Origin of the sequence: Kitasatospora sp. CB01950 (assembly GCF_001905465.1) — a bacterium.
Classification (GTDB): Bacteria; Actinomycetota; Actinomycetes; order Streptomycetales; family Streptomycetaceae; genus Kitasatospora.
Genome location: NZ_LISX01000014.1, coordinates 102,287 through 122,162 on the forward strand (window position 1 = coordinate 102,287; position 19,876 = coordinate 122,162).

At 74.4% G+C, this 19,876-nt stretch carries 14 protein-coding genes; 11 read left to right on the forward strand and 3 right to left on the reverse strand.

Annotation, left to right across the window (positions count from 1 at the left end; genetic code table 11):
- Positions 1 to 41 precede the first annotated feature (41 nt).
- The gene (locus AMK19_RS28060; RefSeq protein WP_198953481.1) at positions 42 to 4,748 is read right to left on the reverse strand and encodes a multicopper oxidase domain-containing protein; all 4,707 of its coding nucleotides are present in this window, start codon (positions 4,746 to 4,748) and stop codon (positions 42 to 44) included.
- Positions 4,749 to 5,071: 323 nt separating this feature from the next.
- Here AMK19_RS28060 and AMK19_RS28065 point away from each other — a divergent pair, with 323 nt between their 5' ends.
- Both AMK19_RS28065 and AMK19_RS28070 read left to right on the forward strand, forming a co-directional pair.
- Positions 5,072 to 5,737 (forward strand): response regulator transcription factor, encoded by a 666-nt coding sequence (locus AMK19_RS28065; RefSeq protein WP_073816544.1) that lies wholly within the window; start codon positions 5,072 to 5,074, stop codon positions 5,735 to 5,737.
- Complete coding sequence (locus AMK19_RS28070) at positions 5,727 to 6,725, forward strand: sensor histidine kinase (protein ID WP_073816545.1); 999 nt, start codon at positions 5,727 to 5,729, stop codon at positions 6,723 to 6,725. The genes AMK19_RS28065 and AMK19_RS28070 overlap by 11 nt, the downstream gene beginning before the upstream one ends.
- 119 nt (positions 6,726 to 6,844) lie before the next feature.
- Here the strand turns inward: AMK19_RS28070 and AMK19_RS28075 are convergent, their stop codons facing one another.
- Positions 6,845 to 8,794, reverse strand: coding sequence for a glycoside hydrolase family 5 protein (locus tag AMK19_RS28075; RefSeq protein WP_241844625.1), 1,950 nt, complete (start codon positions 8,792 to 8,794; stop codon positions 6,845 to 6,847).
- 324 nt (positions 8,795 to 9,118) lie between these two features.
- Here AMK19_RS28075 and AMK19_RS28080 point away from each other — a divergent pair, with 324 nt between their 5' ends.
- A complete protein-coding gene (locus tag AMK19_RS28080) occupies positions 9,119 to 10,273 on the forward strand; it encodes a PP2C family protein-serine/threonine phosphatase (protein WP_073816547.1) in 1,155 nt (384 codons plus the stop codon).
- 59 nt (positions 10,274 to 10,332) lie between these two features.
- Positions 10,333 to 12,138, forward strand: coding sequence for an AfsR/SARP family transcriptional regulator (locus AMK19_RS28085; RefSeq protein WP_241844626.1), 1,806 nt, complete (start codon positions 10,333 to 10,335; stop codon positions 12,136 to 12,138).
- A gap of 24 nt (positions 12,139 to 12,162) precedes the next feature.
- On the opposite strand, the gene AMK19_RS28090 is transcribed toward AMK19_RS28085, so the two are convergent.
- Positions 12,163 to 12,726 (reverse strand): DUF3515 domain-containing protein, encoded by a 564-nt coding sequence (locus tag AMK19_RS28090; RefSeq protein WP_083647435.1) that lies wholly within the window; start codon positions 12,724 to 12,726, stop codon positions 12,163 to 12,165.
- Positions 12,727 to 12,867: 141 nt separating this feature from the next.
- On the opposite strand from AMK19_RS28090, the gene AMK19_RS28095 reads away from it, so the two are divergent.
- From AMK19_RS28095 to AMK19_RS28125, 7 genes are all read left to right on the forward strand, one after another.
- Positions 12,868 to 13,923, forward strand: coding sequence for a radical SAM protein (locus AMK19_RS28095; protein WP_073816550.1), 1,056 nt, complete (start codon positions 12,868 to 12,870; stop codon positions 13,921 to 13,923).
- A gap of 103 nt (positions 13,924 to 14,026) precedes the next feature.
- Positions 14,027 to 14,701 (forward strand): iron-containing redox enzyme family protein, encoded by a 675-nt coding sequence (locus AMK19_RS28100; protein ID WP_073816552.1) that lies wholly within the window; start codon positions 14,027 to 14,029, stop codon positions 14,699 to 14,701.
- Complete coding sequence (locus AMK19_RS28105) at positions 14,698 to 14,925, forward strand: aroma-sacti cluster domain-containing protein (RefSeq protein WP_073816555.1); 228 nt, start codon at positions 14,698 to 14,700, stop codon at positions 14,923 to 14,925. Before AMK19_RS28100 ends, AMK19_RS28105 begins: the two co-directional genes overlap by 4 nt.
- The gene (locus AMK19_RS28110) at positions 14,912 to 17,977 is read left to right on the forward strand and encodes an adenylate/guanylate cyclase domain-containing protein (protein ID WP_073816558.1); all 3,066 of its coding nucleotides are present in this window, start codon (positions 14,912 to 14,914) and stop codon (positions 17,975 to 17,977) included. The genes AMK19_RS28105 and AMK19_RS28110 overlap by 14 nt, the downstream gene beginning before the upstream one ends.
- Positions 17,977 to 18,831, forward strand: coding sequence for a S8 family peptidase (locus AMK19_RS28115; RefSeq protein WP_073816560.1), 855 nt, complete (start codon positions 17,977 to 17,979; stop codon positions 18,829 to 18,831). Before AMK19_RS28110 ends, AMK19_RS28115 begins: the two co-directional genes overlap by 1 nt.
- 40 nt (positions 18,832 to 18,871) lie before the next feature.
- Complete coding sequence (locus tag AMK19_RS28120) at positions 18,872 to 19,447, forward strand: GAF domain-containing protein (RefSeq protein ID WP_073816563.1); 576 nt, start codon at positions 18,872 to 18,874, stop codon at positions 19,445 to 19,447.
- 184 nt (positions 19,448 to 19,631) lie between these two features.
- Positions 19,632 to 19,811: a hypothetical protein gene (locus AMK19_RS28125; RefSeq protein WP_073816566.1), complete on the forward strand. Its 180-nt coding sequence runs from the start codon at positions 19,632 to 19,634 to the stop codon at positions 19,809 to 19,811.
- Positions 19,812 to 19,876: the final 65 nt, after the last annotated feature.

Consider the following 19,876-nt stretch of genomic DNA (forward strand, 5'->3'; position numbering starts at 1 on the left):
GTCGACTTCCCACCCTCCCGGGCCGCTCGGTCGGACGTGGATCAGGCGGGGATCCGCCGGAGCGCGCCGCCCGCCGCCGGAACCTGGAGCGGGTCGGAGACGGACTTCGCGGTCATGCTCGGGAACTGCCCGCCGTAGCCGGCGGTGTTGAGGGCGACCACCCGGTAGGTGTACGCGTTCGTCGGCGAGGAGGTCATGTCGACGAAGGTGCGGTCCTGGTGGACGTTGGGCCGGTCCAGCGGCGAGGCGATCGTTCCGACGTCGGTCCAGGTCGTGCCGTCCGTGGAGCGTTGCACGGTGAACGAGGTCTCGGTGATCGAGTTGTCCCGCCACCGGAGTTGGACGCGCGCGTTGCCGCCCTGGCCGACCACGGAGGCGCTCAGCCCGTCGGCCTTGGCCGGGGGCAGGACCAGCGACTCGGGCCGCATCATGTCCATCTCCTCGTGGCTCAGGATGTGGCAGTGGATGACGTACTCCCAGCCGAAGTTGACCAGTTGGTTGGTGATCGGCGCGGTCCCGTTGCCCTGCGGGTCGACGTTGTTGAACATCGAGGTGTCACCGGCCGGCATCGCCGGGTCCAACAGCCGTACCGAGTTGGGCACTTCGAAGGGCGCGGTCGGCACCACCGGGCGCAGCGCGACGATGGTGTCCTCCAGTGGGCTCATCCGTACGGTGTCCTTCCAGCCGAGTTCGTTGGCGTCCGGCCGCAGGATGATGTTGTCCCAGGTGACCCGGTTGAGCACTTGGACGTCGTAGAGGTGGAAGTGCATCGGGTGGGTGTCCACGCCGTTGTGGGTGAACCGCCAGATCTGGGTGCCGTCGGCGGTCGAGCCGATCGGCGTGACCTTGGTGTCCGCTCTCGGCAGGGCGGTGCCGTCGATCAGTTCGGTCTGCGGGTTGATGTACGGGTAGAGGGTGACGTTCTGGGCTCCGGGTGTGGGTGGTTGGGCTTCGACGCCGAGGGTGGCCTGCATGCGGCCGTAGGCGTCGAAGCTGGTGGCGTTCATCTCGTCGTGGATGGCCTTGGGTTGCAGCGTCAGCGTGCTCTTCGCGGTCGGGGCCTTGAGGGTGTTGAAGTTGAACGCGGTGGTGTCGTTGACCCGGACCAGTCCGTCGCAGGTGTTGACGGCGGTGTTGGCGGTGTTGCAGTTGCTGCCGTTCGCGAAGCTGGTGCCGTAGGCCGAGTTGTACGCGGCCTGTCCGACGATGATCGGGTTCTGGCCGGATTCGAAGACGCCGGAGCCGTCCGCGTGGTGGCGGAACGCGGCCTGGAGTCTGGCCAGGTTGAACGCGGGGGCCGGCTTGGTGTCGGCGACGGTGACCTGCATGACGGTGCGGGTGTTGGGGCCGTAGCCGGGCAGGATCTTGGGCGCTCCGGCGGGGGCGAGGTCGGGGGCGCCGGTGTAGTAGTCGTAGGAGGCGATCCGGGCGGGGTAGGCGGCGGGCGCGTCGTTGTAGAGGATCAGTGTCTTGCCGGCGAACTTCGAGAAGTCGACCAGCACGTCGGCCCGTTCGGCGGGGGCGAGGGTCAGCGAGTGCTTGTCGACGTTGCCGACGTCGAAGCGGGTCGGGTCGGTGATCCAGGTGGTCGGCTGCTGTCCGTCGATGACGGCGGGGGCGGGCAGGAAGCCGCCCTCGTTGGCGATCTGGATCCAACTCGGCCCGGCGGACGGGTTGTTGGCGTCCACGGGGGTGGGTGAAACGTTGGGGTCGGTCTGTGCGGCCTTCAACTCGTCCGGTTTCAGGGCGACTTCGGTGGTGCCGTCACCCTGCTTCGAATCGGCGGTGTACCACTGGAAGTTGAAGAAGCGGTCGTTGGCGGCGTTGAGCAGCCGCAGCCGGTAGGTCTTGGGCTGGACGGTGGTCTTCGGGTAGGCGACGCCGTTGACGATCGGGGTGTCGTTGAACTGCTCCATGCCCATGGAGATGTTGGGGGTGCCGGGGATCTGTTCGGGCTCGCAGTAGGGCGCGGCCCGGTACTGCCAGGTGGTCGGGTCGTCCAGTTTGCAGTGCGGGTCGTGGTAGGGGTTGGGAATCGGCCCGTAGGTGGTGTCGCCGGCCGGCGGCCAGAACCACGGCCCGTACATCCAACGCCCGTACGAGCTCATGCCGGTGGGGTCACCGGGGTTCTGCGCCGGCATGTAGACGTGGTGGTACCAGAAGCTGCCCTTTCCGCCCCAGCGTTGGGCGTCCCAGGTCGGGTCCTGGCCGTAGGAGACCCGGTCGCCGCCCGCGTCGAACTGGTCCTTGAGCTGGGTGTCGTCGGGCACGAAGGTGCGGTCCTGGACGAGCAGCGGGAGGGTCGACGAGGCGTCGGGGATGGTGCCGCTGCTGATCAGGGCCTTCTCGGTGTCGTCGGTGATGGTGTAGCCGGCGGCCTCGCCGGCGTACACGTTCAGGCGGGTGATGCCGTAGGAGTGGTCGTGGTAGAACATCAGCCGCGCGCTCTGCTGGTTGGTGTAGTAGAACGTCGAGCAGCCGTCGTCGGCGGCGGCGCACAGCGTCGCCCCGGCGGGGTCGACCATGTCGGGCACGTTCTGCACGCCGACGCCCTGCGGCCAGTCGGTGTGCTCGCCGGCGGGGGTGATCCACTGGTGCGGGGTGCCGTCGCTGATCCACGGGGTGATGCCGCCGTGCAGGTGCAGGTTGGCGCGGTTGTCCGTGTAGCAGCCGGACTTGGCGTCGGTGCAGGACGGGTTGCGGACCTCGTCGGTGACGGTGGAGCTGTTGCCGGGCGCGGGCATCGTCATCGGGCCCATGCCGGCGCCCATGCCGGTGCTGTCGACCGGCAGGAACAGGTCGCCGGCGGCGCCGGTGGGCAGCAGGTTGCGGAACACGATCCGCACCGGCCGGTCCTTGGTGGCGGCGATCAGCGGGCCCATCCACTGCGGGGCGGCGACGCCGGTGTACGGCAGTTGCTGCCGGGTGCCGTCCATCAGCTCGTTGTACAGCGGGACTCGGCGGCCGGGCACCGCGTCGGTGGAGAGCTGGACGTAGCCGCGCACCAGGGTGGGCGGCAGGTCGGAGGAGAACCGGGTGCGGTACTGCACCAGGCCGATGACGTACTGGTCGGCCTGCTTGCCGTCGGTGGTGACGGTCTCGGGCACCGCCTCGGGGATGAACTTCGCGGCCGGATCGGTGCTCGGGTCGGCGACTTGCTGGACGTCCGGGCAGCCGGCGCCGTTCGCGCCCGGGTTGCAGGTGGTCGGCAGCTTGTCCTGGAACTTCTTCAGGCCGGGCGTCAGGTATCCGGCGCCGGGGCTGGTGACGGTGATCGAGCTGATCGCGCCGAGGTTGGTCACGGCGGTCGCCTCGGCGCCCGAACCTCCGTTGCCGGTGGGGTCGTTGACGGCGACGTCCGGGGTGGAGGCGTAGCCGGAGCCGGGGGTGTCGACGGTGAGCGCCAGCAGCTTCAGGCCGCTGGCGGCGGCGGCCGGGGTGGCGCCGGGGATCGGGTCGGCCAGGGTGCCGTTGCGGACGGTGACGCCGGGCGCGGCGGTGTAGCCGCTGCCGGGGTCGTCGACGGTCACCTTGGCGATGCCGCCGCCGGGAGTGAGGTCGGCGGGGTCGACGTGGCCCTTGGCGACGGTGCCGTCCGGCTGGGCGGGCAGGTCGAAGTCGACGGTCGGCATGGTGTAGCCGGCTCCGGCGTCGGTGACGGTCACGTTCGCCACCCCGCCGGAGGCGGTGGCCGCGGCGCCGTTCCCGCCGCCGCCGGTGACGGAGACCGCGAAGCCGCCGTAGCCGCTGCCGCCCGCGCGGACCTGGTAGTCGACCACGCTGCGGGTCTGCTGGATGGCGGCGGTGGCGGTGGCGGCCGTGGTGCCGCCCTCGACGGTGACGGTGGTCGCGCCCTCGGCGTAGCCGTGGCCGGGCGCGGTCACCTCGATGCTCGCGATGCCGCCGGTGCGCGGGTCGACGGTGGCGGTGGCCTCCGCGCCGCTGCCGCCGGCGGCCGGCGCGACCTGCGCGCCGAAGGAGTACGTCCGGTCCTGCGTGGCGTGGCGCTCCCAGCCGGGGGCGCCGACGGTGAGGGTGGCGTCCTTGGCGGGGGCGGCTCCGGTCGGCGGGCTGGTGCTGTTGTCCGCGCCGGCCGGGTACACCAGGGTGTCGGTCGGGTGCTCCACGCCGGTGTCGACGGGGACGCCCTCGCCGTAGAAGGCGATCAGGTCGCCGGCCCGGACGGGCGTGTCCGGCATGTCGTAGGAGGTGACCTCGCCGCCGGTGCTGCCCGGCGCGGGCACCGTGCGCAGCCCGCTGTCGGCGATGACCGTGTACTGGTCGGCGGTGCCGGTCGGGTGCAGCACGTAGCCGTGGAACAGGCCGCCCTCGGAGGTGCTGGGGCTGCCGCCCGGGGTGGTCTGGTTCCAGGTGCGGAAGCCCTTGAGGGTGCCGGCGGGCAGCGGAGTGCTCGTCAGGATGACGAGCACCGGCCCGAGTTGGCCCTTCGGGGTGGCGTAGTCGGTGGCGTAGGCCCGGGCGGTCAGCGGGTTGCCCACGGCCACGGTGGTGGTGCTGCTGTGGATGGCGACCTTGGCCCGGGACACCGTCAGCGGGCTGTTCGCCCAGTTCGGCCAGGGGCCGAAGTAGTGCGGGACCTTGGCCTGGTCGGTCGGCCCGGCCGGGGCGGCGGCCGCCTGCTGGGGCTGCGTCGGCGGCAGTCCGAGCAGGGCCGCCGCCACCATGGCCCAGACGCCGGCCATCGCGACGAGGTGCCGTCGCCCCCTCCTGGTGTGGCGCGTGAACACGCCGTCCCTCCTCCCTCTCGGCACCCGACCGCGTCGCGCGGGTCGGTCCCTTCCGGTGCGGCGGGAGCGGCGGTCTTCACGGGGGTGTGGACGGCCGTGCCGCCGGCCGGTCACGAGCTGCGGCGGTTGCGGGCCCAGTGTGCGGACGGCCGCCGGGCGGGCCGGGGAAGATGACAGTCTTGTCATGAGGCCGTCATGACGGCCCATCAGCTCCGCAGACCGCACACAAAGTGCGATAATCGTGCGCAACTTGAGGCGGCGGCTCCGGGCCTTGAGGCGGCGGCTCCGGGCGGAGTCCGGGACGCGGAAAGGCAGCACCGAGCATGGCGCGACTGCTGGTCGTCGAGGACGAGGCACGCCTGCGGGCCTACCTGACCCGCACGCTGAGCACCGACGGCCACCTCGTCGACGGCGCCGGCACCGGCCCCGAAGCCGTCCGGCGCCTGCGCGAGGACGCCTACGACCTGATCGTGCTCGACCTGATGCTGCCCGGCTTCGACGGCTTCGAAGTGATGCGCCAGGCCTTCGAACTCCGCCCCGAACAGCGCATCCTGGTCCTCTCCGCCGTGGTGGACGTCGCCACCCGGGTGCGCTGCCTGCGCACCGGCGCCGTGGACTTCCTCGGCAAGCCGTTCGCCACCGCCGAGTTGATCGAACGGGTCCGCTCCCGGCTGCGCACCGCCCCCGTCGGCGCGCCCCAGCGCTGGCTGCGGGTCGGGAACGTCGCCCTCGACCTCGAACGGCAGGCGCTCGGCATCGACGGGCAGCAGATCCCGCTCTCCCACCGGGAGTTCATGCTGCTCGGCCACCTGATGCGACAGGCCGGACAGGTCTGCAGCCGGCACGAACTGCTGGCCGGCGTCTGGGGCTACAGCGACGACCTGGCCAGCAACGTCGTCGACGTGACGGTCCGCCGGATCCGCGGCAAGACGCCGCGGCCGATCATCGAGACGGTCCGCAACGTCGGGTACGCCTTCAGTGCCTGCTGACCGCCGTGGACGCGACCGCGCGCTCTTCGCGGGCTGGGTGCTGTTCGTGGCCTGCACCCAGCTGGTGCTGCTCGTCGAACCCCACCTGGAGACGGTGGCGTTCCACCTGGTGTGGATCAGCATGTCCATCGTCTACGGCTTCCAGTCCTGGTCCGCCCGCCGGACGGCCGCGGTGCTCACCACCGTCACCCTGGTCACCGGCGGCACCATGGCCGCCTACGCCTGGCACGGCCACCTCGGCTGGGACGAACTCGCCGAAGTCCCGCTGATGGCCCTGGTGTTCCTCGCCATGGCCTGGCACGTGCGCCGCCGCGCCGCCGCCCTCGCCGAAGTCCGCACCGCCGCCGAACGCGAACGCCGCGCCCAGCAGGACAAGGAACTGTTCGTCCGCACCTGCTCGCACGAGATGCGCACCCCCCTCACCGTCGCCCGCTGCTACGCCGAACTCGTCCAGGGCGAACTGCCCGCCGGGGCCGGGCGGGAGGACCTCGACGTGGTCCTCGACGAACTCGACCGGCTCGCCCGGCTGTCCGGCCGGCTGCTGGTCCTCGCCGACGCCTACCACCCCGCCGAACCCGAGCACGGCCCCGTCGACCTCGACGCGCTGGTGCACCGCACCGTCCAGCGCTGGCGGCCCGCGACCGACCGCCACTGGCACCTGGACGCGCCCGCCGTCCGCATCGAGGGCGACGAATCCCGCCTGGAGGCCGCCCTCGACGCCCTGGTGGAGAACGCCGTCAAGTACACCGCCCCCGGCGACGCCATCACGCTGCGCTGCCGCACCGCCCGGCACGGTGCCGAACTCGACGTCGAGGACACCGGCGTCGGCTTCGCCCACTCCCCCGCCACCGGCCTGGCCGGCACCGGCCTGGGCCTGGCCATCGTCCGCGCCGTCCTCGACGCCCACGCCGGCGAGCTCACCATCTCCCCCGCCCCGCACGGCGGTTCCCTGCTCCGCATGCGCCTGCCCGCGCCGCGCCCCGCCTGACCGGCCGCCGGGCAGTGCGGGCGGCTCCGTCGGTGGCGGGGCGCGGGTACGGACGGGTCAGGTCGGGCGGGTCGGTTCAGGGGACGGATCAATTCGGCGGGCGGGTCAGGTCGGGCGGTTCAGTTCAGCGGGCGGCACAGCAGCGCGTCCGGCACGCCGCCGTGGTTCCACTTCCAGGTGTAGGCGACGCCCGCCAGGTACTCGTTGTCGGCGCACTGGCCCTTGTAGAAGCCGGGCGCCCAGTCGCTGCCGGTCGAACCTCCGCCGGCGGGCCGGTTGTCGCCGCTGTCGAACCACACGTTGCGTCCGGTCAGGGGCAGCGCGGTGGCGGCGGGCGCGCACAGCAGGGCGGACATCGCGTTGCGGTTGACGCTGTAGCCGACGGCGAAGGTGTTGTCCGGGCACTGGAGCTTGTTGTAGCCGCTCGCCCAGTCCCCGTGGGTGACGTAGCGCTCGTCGGTGACGGTGGTCCAGGCGCCGGCGCCCTTGGCGGGCCGGCCGGCGTCGGTGCACAGGCCGCGGCTGTCGCCGCGGCCGAGGCCGGCCAGGCGCTGGGTGTCGGGGCAGTTGCCCTTGCGGTTGCCGTAGGACCAGTCGGGCCCGGCCGGCATGGAAGCGGACAGGTTGGCGTCGTAGTGGTCGAGGTTGAGCATGTTCCAGCGCGGGCCGTCGGCGACCGGTCCGCTGCGGGCGGGCCCGGCGATCAGCTTGTTCCAGTCGGCGGCGCGCCAGTCGCCGGTGTCCATGACGCCGAGCCGGGCGCCGTCCGCCGTGTAGCTGACCATCGCCCAGTTGTCCTGCGGCGTGCCGGTGGAGTCGCTCCAGCCGACCAGCGGCCAGATCGCGAAGTCGGTGTCGTTGCGCACCAGGATGTCGGTGAAGGCGTCGAACCAGGCGCGTTCGCGGGCGTCGACGGGGCCGCGGCCGGCGGCGCCGAACTCGCTGATCCACACCGGTGCGGTGAAGTGCTGGCCGGTGCGGGTGACGAACAGCGCTTCCTCGTCGACGGCCTGGGCGAGCTGGTCGGGGGTGAGTTCCTCGTAGCGCGGGTCGTGGGTCTCGCCGGTGCCGGTGGCGCCGGTGTGCCTGGGGCCGGTGTAGCCGTAGAAGTGTGCGGAGTAGACGAGTTTGTCGGAGCGGATCAGGGTGTTGGACAGGGTGGCGACGGGGGTGAGCATCGGGCGCCAGTGCGAGGTCAGGTCGGTCGGGATGCCCTGCCAGTTGATGCCTTCCATGACGATCAGCAGGTCGGGGTCGGCCTGCAGGATCCGGTTGCCGGCGTCCTCCAGCGCCTGGTTGAGGTCGTGGTCGTCGCCCCAGCCCCAGTTGGCGTCGTTCCAGGTGTCGCGGCGGACCTCGTTGCGCAGGTCGGCGCCGACCACCCGCTTGTTGTCCTGGTACCGCTTGGCCAGGGACACCCAGTCGTCGATCCACTGCTGGGTGGACTGTCCGCTGTTCCAGCGTTCGTTGCCGTCCAGGCCGCAGCAGAACCGGTAGCTGGTGGTGTGGTTGTTGAGGATCACCGCGAAGCCGTCCGCGGTCAGCGCCGCGACGACGGCGTCCATCACCTGCAGCGGGGTCTTCCCCCTGAGCTGCGGGTTGGCCGCGACGGCCGCGTCCGGGACGGCGGTGGTGTCGTGGACGAGCGCGTTGGCGAACGGCAGGCGGACGCTGTTCAGGCCCATGGTGTGGAAGTCGGCCAGGATCCGGGCGATCGGGGTCCGGTCCAGGCCCAGCGGAATGTTGTTCGACAGCTGCCGGGCCTGGTGGTTCGCCGGGTCGCGGACGTCGCCGCTGCCCTGCCAAGTGCCTTGGGCCCCGGCCCAGTTGCCGGACTTGAGCTTGAACCGGTCGCCGTTCGCATCGACGACGTACCGACCCCGGGTGGACAGCGGTCCGGCCCAGGAGGCGGCGAGCTGCGGGCCGGTGAGGACGGGCGCCGCGGTCGGGCCGGCCGCAGTGGGAACGGTCGCGGCGGCCGCGGTGGGGGCGAGGGTGCCGAGCAGCAGGGCGCACGCCGCCACGAGGGCGGCGGACGCACACCGGAGCACGGTGGTGCGAGGTTTCACGGAACGCTCCTGACGAGGGGGGAGAGGTGCGTCTGTCCTTGCGCGGTACGTGGTGCGGGTGGTGACACCGAGTCAGTCCCTGAGGCGGCTGGAGGCGATGTCCTCGACGATGTACCGCCGGGCGAGCAGAAACATGACAACCGGCGGTGTGACGGTGACCACAGCACCGGCGGACAGCGGTACGACGTGACACGCGGCGCTGTTGCGTGTCACGCCCGACCGGCGGCCGCCGCACGGTGTGGCGACCCGCCGGGTGGCCTTCCCGCACGGGAAGCTTGGGGGTCGTGCGCGCAGCGGTGTGCGGGCGGGCGGGAGGAGAGCGGGGTGCGGACCGACCGCAGTGAGGACGGCGCGGGCTACGGGGTCGGCAGGGCGGGGCGGGCGGTGTCCTTGGGCGCCGCCGCCCTGATGTACTGCGTGATGGTCGGCCTCCAGTTCGCGCCGGACGGCTGGCAGACGCCGTCGGTGGTGGTCGCGGTGCCGGCCCTGGTGTCGATGGCCTTCCCGCCGCCGATGATCGTGGCCTCGGCGGCTCTCGCGATCGGCACCCGCTGGGCCTTCGTGCCGGACGAACCGGGCCGGGTCGGCGCCGCGATCGGCACGACCGCGGTGATCGTCGTCATCGCCGCGCTGGGCATCTACCTGGTGCACCGCCGCGAGCAGGCGGCCGCGCACCTGGTGGAGATCAGTTCGGTCGCCGAGGCCGCGCAGCGGGCGATCCTGCGGCCGCCGCCGCCCGTGGTCGGCCCGTTCCGCATCGCCGCCGCGTACCGGGCCGCCGCGCAGTACGCCCGGGTCGGCGGCGACCTGTACGCGGTGACCGACACCCCGTTCGGCGTCCGCGCCCTGATCGGCGACGTCCGCGGCAAGGGCCTGGACGCCGTCGCCACCGCCGCCGTGATCCTCGGCTCGTTCCGCGAGGCCGCCCAGGACCACGCCCGGCTGACCGACCTCGCGGACCGGATGGACACCAGCCTGCGGCGCCACCTGACCGACTCGGAGGCGTTCGGAACGGCCTTCCTGGTCGAGATCGCCGCCGACGGAACCGCCCACGGCCTGTCCTGCGGGCACCCGCCGCCGCTGATCCTGCGCGGCACCCGCGTCGCCGAACTCCCGGTCTCGCCGCGACCGCCGCTCGGCCTGGGCGGCCCGGGCGGCCTCGGCGACGTGGACGACCCGCCGCCCGCCCCGGCCGTCCGCCTGTACCCGGGCGACACCCTGCTGCTGTACACCGACGGGCTCACCGAGGCCCGCGCCGCCGACGGCGCCTTCTACCCGCTGCTGCCCCGCCTGACCGCCCACCTGGAGTCGCACCCCGACGGCCCCGACCCCGCCGCCCTGTTGGAGTGGCTCCACCGCGACTCCCGGGCCTTCGCCACCGGCGGCGCCGACGACGACGCGGCCCTGCTCGCGCTGGCCTGGCCGCCCGGTGCCACGCATCCCAGAAACCTGGGATATCCCGGGTGCGCACCGCTCTGACAGGCTGGTCTGTCATGGACGCACACAGCGATGGCGCGTCGTGCGCATGAGGAGGTTTCGTGGTCGCCGGGCTGAATGGCCGCTCCGTCACCGTCCCCGTCCCCCTGCACCCGGGGGTGCGGTTCCGCCTTCTGGGGCAGCTCGTCGCCGAGAGCGACGGCGGCCCGGTGCCTCTCGGGTCGCTCAAGCAGCGGGCCGTCCTGGCCGCGCTGCTCGGCCACCCCAACACCCTGCTCTCCACCGACCTGCTGACGGAGGCGGTCTGGGAGGACGAGCCGCCCCGCTCGGCCCGCAAGAACCTGCAGGTGTACGTCTCCGGGTTGCGCGGTGCGCTCGGCGCGGAGCGGCTGGCGCACCGGCCCGGCGGCTACGAACTGCGGGTCGCGGACGGGGAGTTGGACACCCTGCGGTTCGACGCCCTGGTGCGCGAGGGCCGCGAGGCGGCCGCCGGGGACGCGGACGGGCAGGCCGCCCGGCTGCTCGGCGAGGCGCTGCGGCTGTGGGACGGCCCGCCGTTGCCGGACCTGCGGCACTCCTCCGCGCTGCGGGCCGTCGCCGAGCGGCTCACCTGTCGCTACCTGGGGGCCGTCGAGGACTGGGCGGAGGTGGAGTTACGGCTCGGCCACGCCGGCCAGGTCGCCAACACCCTCGCCGATCTGGCGGACCGTCACCCGCTGCGCGAACGCCTCCAGGCCGTCCACCTGCTGGCCCTGCACCGGGCCGGGCGGCGCGCCGAGGCGCTGGCCGCGTTCGGGCAGCTGCGCCAGCAGCTCTCCCGGGAGCTGGGCCTGTCGCCCGGTCCGGAGCTGGAGGCGTGTCACCGCGAACTGCTGGCCGACTGTCCGACGCCGCCCCCGCGGGTCGCCGCGCGCCACGGGCGCAGCGTGCTGCCGCCGGACACCACGGCGTTCACCGGGCGGGAGACGGAGTCGGCGGAGCTGGTCCGCGCGGTGCGCGGCGCCGGGCGGCCGGTGGTGCTGACCGGGCCGGTCGGTGTCGGGAAGACCGCGCTGGCGATCCGCGCCGCCCACGCGCTGCGCGACGACTTCCCCGACGGCCGCCTGTTCGTCCGCCTGCGGGACGCCGCCGGCCACGCCCGCGATCCGCAGGCCGTCGCCGCCGACCTGGCCCGGCTGCTGGCCGGCGACCCGGCCGGCGCCGATCCGGTCCACACACCGGCCCGTTGGCGCGAGTGGCTGGCCGAGCACCGGGTCCTGGTCGTCCTGGACGGCGTCGCCGACGCACGCACCGCGCACGCCCTGCTCCCGCCGGGCGGCCCCGCGACCGTCCTGGTCACCGGCCGCACCCCGCTGCCCGGCCTCGGCGCCGCCCACCGCATCGACCTCGCCCCGTTCACCGTCCCGGAGGCGCTCGCCCTGCTGTCGCTGCTGGTCGGCGCGCACCGGGTGGACGCCGCCCCGGCCGCCGCCGAACGCATCGTCACCGGGTGCGGCCTGCTGCCCTCGGCGGTCCGGCTGGCCGGCTACAAACTGGCCGCGCTCCGCCACCTGCCACTGGACGAGTTCGCCGACCGCCTCGCCGACCCGCACCGCGCCCTCGACGAACTCGCCGTCGACGAGACCCGCCTGCGCGACCGCCTCGACACCCAGTGGCACGCCCTCGCCCCCGACCAGCGCACCACCCTCGCCCGGCTCTCCCGCCACCCCTGGGCCGCCACCTTCGACCTCGCCCACGCCCGCCGCGCCCTCACCCTGGACGCCGCCCCCGCCCTCGACGCGCTCGAACGCCTCATCATGGCGGGCGTCCTGCTCTGCCCCGCCGAGGAGACCTCCGCCCACACCGCCCGCTATGCCCTCCCCCGCCTCACCCACCTGCACGCCCGCCTCCAGCCCGCCGCCGCCTGACGGGCCGTCGGCCGGCCGTTCGCGCTACGCGGCGTCGTCGTCGCCGGCGTTCAGCCGCCCGAAAGAGTCCGGAATCGTCGAATTCACCGGCGTCGATATCAGGCTCAGCGGATCGACGAAATTCGGATAGGCCCCGGCCGGGGATTCGACTTCCACGAAGACCTTTCGCTTCGTGCAGGTGAACCGGTATCCGCCGTGGCCGTCCTTCTCCATGTACCACGTCACGTTGTCGACGCTCGGCGATTCCGCACGCTGATTCTCGATGTCGTCGAGGCTCTCCGGCCGCGGCACTCCGCACCGCAGCACCGTGCGGGGAGAACTCCCCCAAGTGGCCACATGGGGGGACGGATCGGGGTCCGTCCGGGCATGGCCGAACACTTCCGTCGGCAGGGACTTCATGAGGGTTTCGCAGTACTTCGCAGCCTCGTCCCTCGGATCGGGATCACCCAGTGGGGGCTGCCAGGTGGCACCGGCGTTCACCGCGAAGACGACGACGCCGACGGCGAGAACGGACGGCAGGGCCAGCAGCCGGACGGAGTCCGGGAACCTGCCGAAGAAGCGAAGAGAACGCTCTAAACGCATACGCATTGCCCGATGCTACTGACCCTTACGAACGAACCGCGCCCGGGCGGCAGGACGCCTGTACCGCCCTTTAGGCGTTCCTGTACCGGCCCGCAACCGCCGCGTCCCACAGTGCTGTTGGCAGCCGCGCGGAGGGGAGGGACGGACATGGAACTGTCGGAGATCCTCGACCTGCGCCCCGAACCCGCCGCCGGACTGCTGCTCGCGCTGACCCGCCGTTGCCCGCTGGCCTGCGCGCACTGCTCGACCGACTCGTCGATGGACTCCCCCGACCACCCGGACCGCCCGCGCCGGTCCCAACTGCTGCGCTTCGTCCGGTCGTTCACGCCGAAGCAGCGACCGGACGTGGTGCTGCTGACCGGCGGCGAACCGCTGCTGCTCCCCGACCTGGCACACGCGCTGACCCGGGCCGCACAGGGCGCCGGGTCCCAAGTCGCCCTGCTGAGCGGGCTGTTCTTCGCGCGCGACGGCGGGCGGATCCCGCCGCCGATCCTGCGGACGATCACCGCGCTCGACCACTTCTCGGCCAGCCTGGACGCCCCGCACGAACGCGAGGTGCCGCGCGCGGCCGTATTCCGGGTGCTGGCACGGGTGTTGGACGCGGGCGTGCCCGTCAGTCTGCACCTGACCGGCACCGGGCCGGACGATCCGTACCTGGCGGACGCGACGGCGGCGGTGCTCCACGAGTTCGGCGAGCGGGTGCCGATGCTGGTCAACGAGGTGCGCGCGGTGGGGCGTTCCACCACCGGCCGGACGGCGACCGGACCCGGCGGGCCGTGCGCCATGGCGGCGTGGCCGACCGTCGCGCCCGACGGGACGGTGCTGGCCTGCTGCAGCCAGCGGACCGTGGACCGGCGGCCCGTCCCGCCGCACCTGAGGCTCGGCCACATCGCCGAGGACGACTGGCCGACCGTCCGCCGCCGCACCCTGGACTCGCCGCGCCTGCGCCTGATCCGCGTCCTCGGCCCGGACCACCTGCGCGCCCGCACCGGCGGCGGCCCCGCCGAGGGCGGCTACTGCGCCGGCTGCCGCGCCCTCCCCGCACAGCCCGGCCCGGACGACGACGCCGCGGCGGGCGCGGCCGGCCGCCTGCTGGACCAGCTGTCCGCCGCCCGCCTCCGCGCCCAGGGCCCGATCGCCCTGCTGCGCCGCCACGGCTGCGCCCCGTACGCCCACCTCGCGCAACCCGGAGCCCCGGCATGAGCGCCACCGCACGGCGGGTGGCCGCGTGAGCACCCCGTCCTCCGGCGCACCGGGCGCCGGGCCTTCGTCCCCGACACACAGCTACCGCACGGCCGGTGACCTCATGAGCATCCCGTTCTCCCGCGCGCTGAACGCACGGCTTGCCCTCGTCGCGCCCGCGTTGCACCGGGCCAGTGCGCGGCTGTGGCGGCCGGACGGCGACCTCACGGGGCGCTACCGGCGCTACCTGTGGGCGATGCACGCGGTGACGACCGCGTCCGTGCCGCTGCTGGAGCGGGCGGCGAGCGCCTGTTCGCGGTGGGACGACGGCTGGGCGCCGTCGTTGGCGGCGTACTTCGCGGGGCACGCGGAGGAGGAACGGGGCCACGACGCCTGGCTGTTGGCGGATCTGGTCGCGGCGGGCGAGCCGACCGGGGAGCCGAGGCCGCTGCCGCCGCCGCTGGTGGTGGAGTTGGCGGGGGCGCAGTACTACCGGATCGAGCACCGCCATCCGGCGACGCTGCTCGGCTACTTGGCCGTCCTGGAGGGTCATGCCCCGTCGCCGGTGCTGGCGGGGGTGCTGGCGGCCCGCACCGGCCTGCCCGAGGCCGCGTTCCGCACCCTGCGCGAGCACGCCGACCTGGACGCCGACCACATCGCGGAGGTCGAACGGCAGCTCGACCGGCTGCCGTTGACGGCGGATCAGCGGACCGAGGTCGCCGTCAGCGCCCTGCACACCGCGGGCATCCTCGCCCGGCTCTTCGACCAGCTCGCCGCGGACCCCGGAGGACACCGATGACCGACCGCACCGAAGCACCCGGAACCGCCGACCCCGACCGGGCGCTGGCCGCGCTGGCCGCCGCCGGGTTCGACCTGAGCGGCCTGACGGAGGAGCAGCACGCCGTGCTGCGTTCGCTCACCGACCAGGAGCTGGCGCTGCTGGCCGACCTGAAGGGCCGGCTGGAGGAGGCCGGGCCGGAGGTCCAGGGGCATGCGGAGGTGGCGGGCGGTGCTCTCTTCTGACGCGTTCGGCCCGGGCCCGGCCGGCGACCGCTGCCCGGGCTGCCACCGTCCGCTGCCCGCCGACGCCCGGTTCTGCGCGGCGTGCGGCACGGCGCGCGCGGACCTCCGACGGCCGACGACCGCCGGCCGCAAGATCGTCACGGTGCTCTTCTGCGACCTGGTCGGCTCCACCGCCCTGTCGGGGACGCTCGACCCGGAGGCCCTGCGCGGGGTGACGCTGCGGTACTTCGACGCGATGCGTGCGGCGATCGAGGAGCACGGCGGGACGGTGGAGAAGTTCGTCGGGGACGCGGTGATGGCGGTCTTCGGGGTGCCGTCGGTCCACGAGGACGACGCCCGGCGGGCGGTGGCGGCGGCGCTCGGCATGCGGGCGGCGCTGCGGGCGCTGAACGCGGAGCTGGACGCCGAGCTGGGGCCGCGCCTCCAGGTGCGGATCGGCGTCAACACGGGCCGGGTGGTGACGGGTTCGGACGCGTCGGCACGGCAGGCGCTGGTCTCCGGCGAGGTGGTGAACGTCGCGGCGCGGCTGGAGCAGCACGCGGGCCCGGGCGAGGTGCTGCTCGGCCCGGACACGGTGCGGGCGGCGGGCGCGGGCGTGCGGAGCGTCGAGGTCGGGCCGCTGCGACTGAAGGGCGTGGCGCGGGAGGTGCTCGCGCACCGGCTGCTCGGCCTGGACCGCGGCGACCCCGGGGACACTCGACCCGATCCGCCGTTCGTCGGCCGCCGCCCCGAACTCGCGCTGCTGGACGCCGAGTTGGGGAAGGCCGCGGAGCGCCGCGAGGGCCGGCTGCTGGTGCTGGGCGGCGAGCCGGGGCAGGGCAAGACCCGGCTGCTGCGGCACTGGCTGGAGCGGGCCGGCGGGGTGCGGTTCGGTGCGGGCCGCTGCCGCCCGCCGGGCGAGCAGGCGGGTCTGCAGCCGCTGGCCGACGCCGTCGCGTCGCTGCTGGAGAGGTCGCCGGGGCACCCTCACCCGCCCGGCCTGGACGTGCTGGCGCGGGGCCTGCTGGCCGACGGCACGCCGACGCCGTCGCCGGAGGACACCTGCGCGGCGCTGGCCGAGGTGCTGGGCGCGCTGGCCGGGCCCGCGCCGGTGGTGCTGGTGATCGACGACGCGCACCGGGCGGCCGCGCTGCTGCTGGAGCTGCTGGAGCGGGTGGTGGCCGCCCTGGCCGGCGCGCCGGTGCTGGTCGTCGTGGCGGGCCGGCCCGAGCTGCTGGACGTCCGACCGGCGGGCGCGCACCGGGTGTCGACGCTCGGCGGGCTGCCCGACCGGGACGCGGAGGAGCTGGCGCGGGCACTCGCCGGGGAGGTGCCCGCGCACCTGCTGGAGCGGGCGGGCGGCAACCCGCTGCACCTGGAACAGCTGCTCGCGGCCCCCGCGGACGCGGCGGGCGACGGGGTTCCGCTGTCGTTGCAGACCCTGATCGGGGCCCGGCTGGACGCGCTGGATCCGGCGGAGCGGCGGGCGGTGGACCTGGCGTGCGTGCTGGGCCGGGAATTCGCCGCCGAGGAGCTGGCCGCACTGGCCGACGACGGAGCGGACCTGTCGGCGGCGCTGCGGCGGCTGGGCCGGCACCGGCTGGTGGTGGCGGACGGGGCGGCGTTCCGGTTCGCCAGCGGCGTGGTGCAGGAGGTCGCGTACGAGTGCCTGTCGAAACAGGGCCGGGCCGAGCGGCACGAACGGGCCGCCGCGCTGCGTTCGGTGCGCGCGGGCGGCCCGGCGGCCGTCGGCGGGCACCTGGAGCGCGCGCACCGCTTCCGGGCCGAACTGGGCCTGCCGGGCGAGCACACCGAGGAACTGCGCCGGGCGGCGGCCGCGGCGCTGGCGGAGGCGGGCGCGCGGGCGGCGGCCCGCACCGACCCGGGCTGGGCGGTGGACCTGCTGACCAGGGCCACCGGGTTGCTGCGCCCGGGCGAGGACGGCCGGCTGCCGGCCGCCCGGCGGCTCGGCGAGGCGCTGCTGGCGCTGGGCCGGATCGAGCCGGGCCGGGCACTGCTCGCCGAGGTCGCGGCGGGCGCGGACGACCCGGTGGAGGCGGCGCACGCCCGGCTCAGCCTGGCCGCGGTCGGCCAGCAGCAGGCGCCCGCGCCGGTGGCCCGGCAGACCCTTCCGGTGTTCGAGCGGGCGGGCGACCAGCTGGGCCAGGCGCGGGCCTGTCTGCGGCTCGCGCAGCAGGAGCAGGTCGACGGCCGGCACGCGGCGGCGACCCGGCTGCTGGCCCGGGCGCTGCGGCACGCCGAGCGGTCCGACGGCGAGCAGGAGCGGGCGTCGGCGCTGGGCGCGATCGGCGTGTCGCTGTGGCGCGGTCCGCTGCCGGCGGCCGCGGCGGTGGCGCGCTGCCGGGGGCTGCTGGCCGCGCAGGGCCCGGGGCGGCGGGCGGTGCTGGTGACGTTGAACTGTCCGCTGGCGGTGCTGCTGGCGCTCGGCGACGACGGGGCCGGGGCGGCGGCCTGCCTGGCGGAGGCCGGGCGCCATGCGGAGCGCCTGGGCTACGCGGAGGCGGCGGCGTTCCTGCCGCTGTTCGGCGCGACGGTGGCGGCACTGGCCGGCCGGTCCCGGGAGGCGCTCGACCTGCTCGGCCAAGCGTCCACCGCCGCAACGGAGTTGGGCGGCGGCGCACTGCTGAGCAGCGCACTGCTGGACACCGCGCGGCTGCGGCTGGACCTGGGCGAGCCGGCGCCGGCCCGGGCCGCGCTGGCGGCGCTGGAGGAGGAGCGGGCCCGGACCGGCGGGCGGCTGTCGTTCGCGGCGCTGGCCGAGCGCGACGGCCTGCGGGCCCGGCTGGCGGCCGACCGCGGCGACCGGGACGGCGCCCTGGAGCTCGCCCGCGGCGCGGTCGCGGAGGCCGCCCGGACGGACTCGCCGATCCTCCAGGGCCTGGCCGCCGCCGACCTGTCCCGCACCGCCGCGCTGCTCGGCCTGGACCGGGAACGTGCGCTGGCCGCCGACGCCGCCCGCAGCCGATTCGCGGCCAAGGGACACGGTCCGGGCGTGCGGCTCGCCGACTCCCTGGCCGACTGCCACCATCCCCCCAGAGAGGCGATCTCCTGATGACGACCGTGCCCGACGCCGCGCCCCCGCGCGGCCTGACCTGGCGCCTGACCGACCGGACCCCCGCGGATGTCCGGCTGGAGGCCGATGCGCTGCCGGAGCGTCCGGCAGCGGGCGCACTGGTCGGCGGCTCCGGCCGGGGGGTGCGGGTCTGCGTGGTGGACTCCGGAGTCGACGGCACCCATCCGCTGGTCGGCCCGGTGGCGGGCGCGCACGTGGTGCGCAAGGACGCGGACGGGACGATCCGGGTCGATCCGCTGAAGGCCGACGACCCGGGCGACGTGTGCGGCCACGGCACGTCCTGCGCGGGCATCGTCCGCCGGGTCGCGCCGGACTGCGAGATCCACAGCGTGCGGGTGCTCGGCGAGCGGCGCTCGGGCAGCGGCGACGTGCTGCTGGAGGGGCTGCGGTGGGCGATCCGGCAGGGCTTCGAGGTGATCAACCTGAGCCTGTCGACCACCCGCGCCCGGTTCTTCGAGGACCTGCACACGCTGGCCGACGAGGCGTACTTCGGGCGCAGCGTGATCGTCGCGTCCGCGCACAACTCCCGGGTGGAGAGCTTCCCCTGGCGGTTCTCCTCGGTGGTGTCGGTGGGCAGCCACCTGGAGGAGGACCCCGATCTGCACCTGTACAACCCGGAGCCGCCGGTGGAGTTCTTCGGTCCGGGCGCCAATGTCGAGGTGGCCTGGCTCGGCGGCGGGACGGTGCGTAGCAGCGGCAACAGCTACGCGACGCCGTTCGTCGCGGGCCTGTGCGCGCGGGTCCTGTCCGAGCGGCCGCGGCTGACCCCGTTCCAGCTGAAGCACGCCCTGTACCTGTCCGCAGCCAACGTCCACCTCGGCGGCGTCCGGTGAGCGCCGGCCCGTACGTCGTGAGAAAGGGACCGTGGTCGAGATGACCCAGTCAACCGCCCCCGCCGCGCCGAACACCGATCCGGTGGTGGCGGAACTCCTGCAGTCGGTGGTCGATGTGGCCCGCGCCATCTTCGGCGCGCAGGCCGGCTCGATCCTGCTGCTCGACCACCAGTCCTTCGAACTGGTCTTCCAGGCGGTCTCCGGCCAGGGGCAGGAGTTCCTGATCGGCCGCCGCTTCCCCGCAGGTCAGGGCATCGCCGGCTGGGTGGCCGGCTCGGGCGAGCCGATGATCGTCGACGACCTGCGGCGCAGCGCGTCCTTCGACCGCACCGTCGCGGAGTCCACCGGGTACGTGCCGGACGCGCTGATGGCGGCCCCGCTGATCCACGGCGACCGGGTGCTGGGCGTCCTGGAGGTGCTGGACCCGGCCCCCGCGTCCACCCGGGCCTCGCTGCCGGAGCTCGACCTGCTCGCACTGTTCGCCCGCCAGGCGGCGGTGGCGCTGCGGGTGGCCGTGGACGGCTCAGCGGCGGCGGCCGGCGCGGACGAACGCGACCGCGCGGTGCGGCTGCTGACGGAGGTGCAGCGGCTGATCGGCGACCGCCCCGACCGGTGACGGGGGCGGCCGCCCGGTGGTCTGTACCGGCGGGCGGTGGTCTGTACCGGCGGGCGGTGGTCTGTACCGGCGGGCGGTGGTCTGTACCGGCGCTGAACCGGGCTCGTACCGGCCCTGAAGCGGACACAACTAGCTTTGTTTCAACGGCAGTTGAGCCGGATTCCCGCCAGCGAAGGAGACCACGATGAGCGTCGAGCAGACCCCCGAGGACAACGCCGCCGAGACCGAGGCCGTTCTCTCGCTCCAGGAGACCAAGACCTCCGAGAACAGCGACGACGTCGCGGCGCACTGTGGGTCGAGCAGCTACAGCATCGCTGTCTGCACCGGCACGGGCCCCGTCACCCCCACCAAGACCCAGGTCTGACCCTCCCGGGGCCGGGCCCGCACCGATCCGGCGCGGCCCCGGCCCCGGGCCCTCCCGGCGACCGC

Excerpts from the sequence above, each read along its gene's own strand:
- AMK19_RS28065 (WP_073816544.1), top strand. The coding sequence starts at position 5,072 with ATGGCGCGACTGCTGGTCGTCGAGGACGAGGCACGCCTGCGGGCCTAC.
- AMK19_RS28090 (WP_083647435.1), bottom strand. The coding sequence starts at position 12,726 with ATGCGTATGCGTTTAGAGCGTTCTCTTCGCTTCTTCGGCAGGTTCCCG.
- AMK19_RS28095 (WP_073816550.1), top strand. The coding sequence starts at position 12,868 with ATGGAACTGTCGGAGATCCTCGACCTGCGCCCCGAACCCGCCGCCGGA.
- AMK19_RS28100 (WP_073816552.1), top strand. The coding sequence starts at position 14,027 with ATGAGCATCCCGTTCTCCCGCGCGCTGAACGCACGGCTTGCCCTCGTC.
- AMK19_RS28105 (WP_073816555.1), top strand. The coding sequence starts at position 14,698 with ATGACCGACCGCACCGAAGCACCCGGAACCGCCGACCCCGACCGGGCG.
- AMK19_RS28115 (WP_073816560.1), top strand. The coding sequence starts at position 17,977 with ATGACGACCGTGCCCGACGCCGCGCCCCCGCGCGGCCTGACCTGGCGC.
- AMK19_RS28120 (WP_073816563.1), top strand. The coding sequence starts at position 18,872 with ATGACCCAGTCAACCGCCCCCGCCGCGCCGAACACCGATCCGGTGGTG.
- AMK19_RS28125 (WP_073816566.1), top strand. The coding sequence starts at position 19,632 with ATGAGCGTCGAGCAGACCCCCGAGGACAACGCCGCCGAGACCGAGGCC.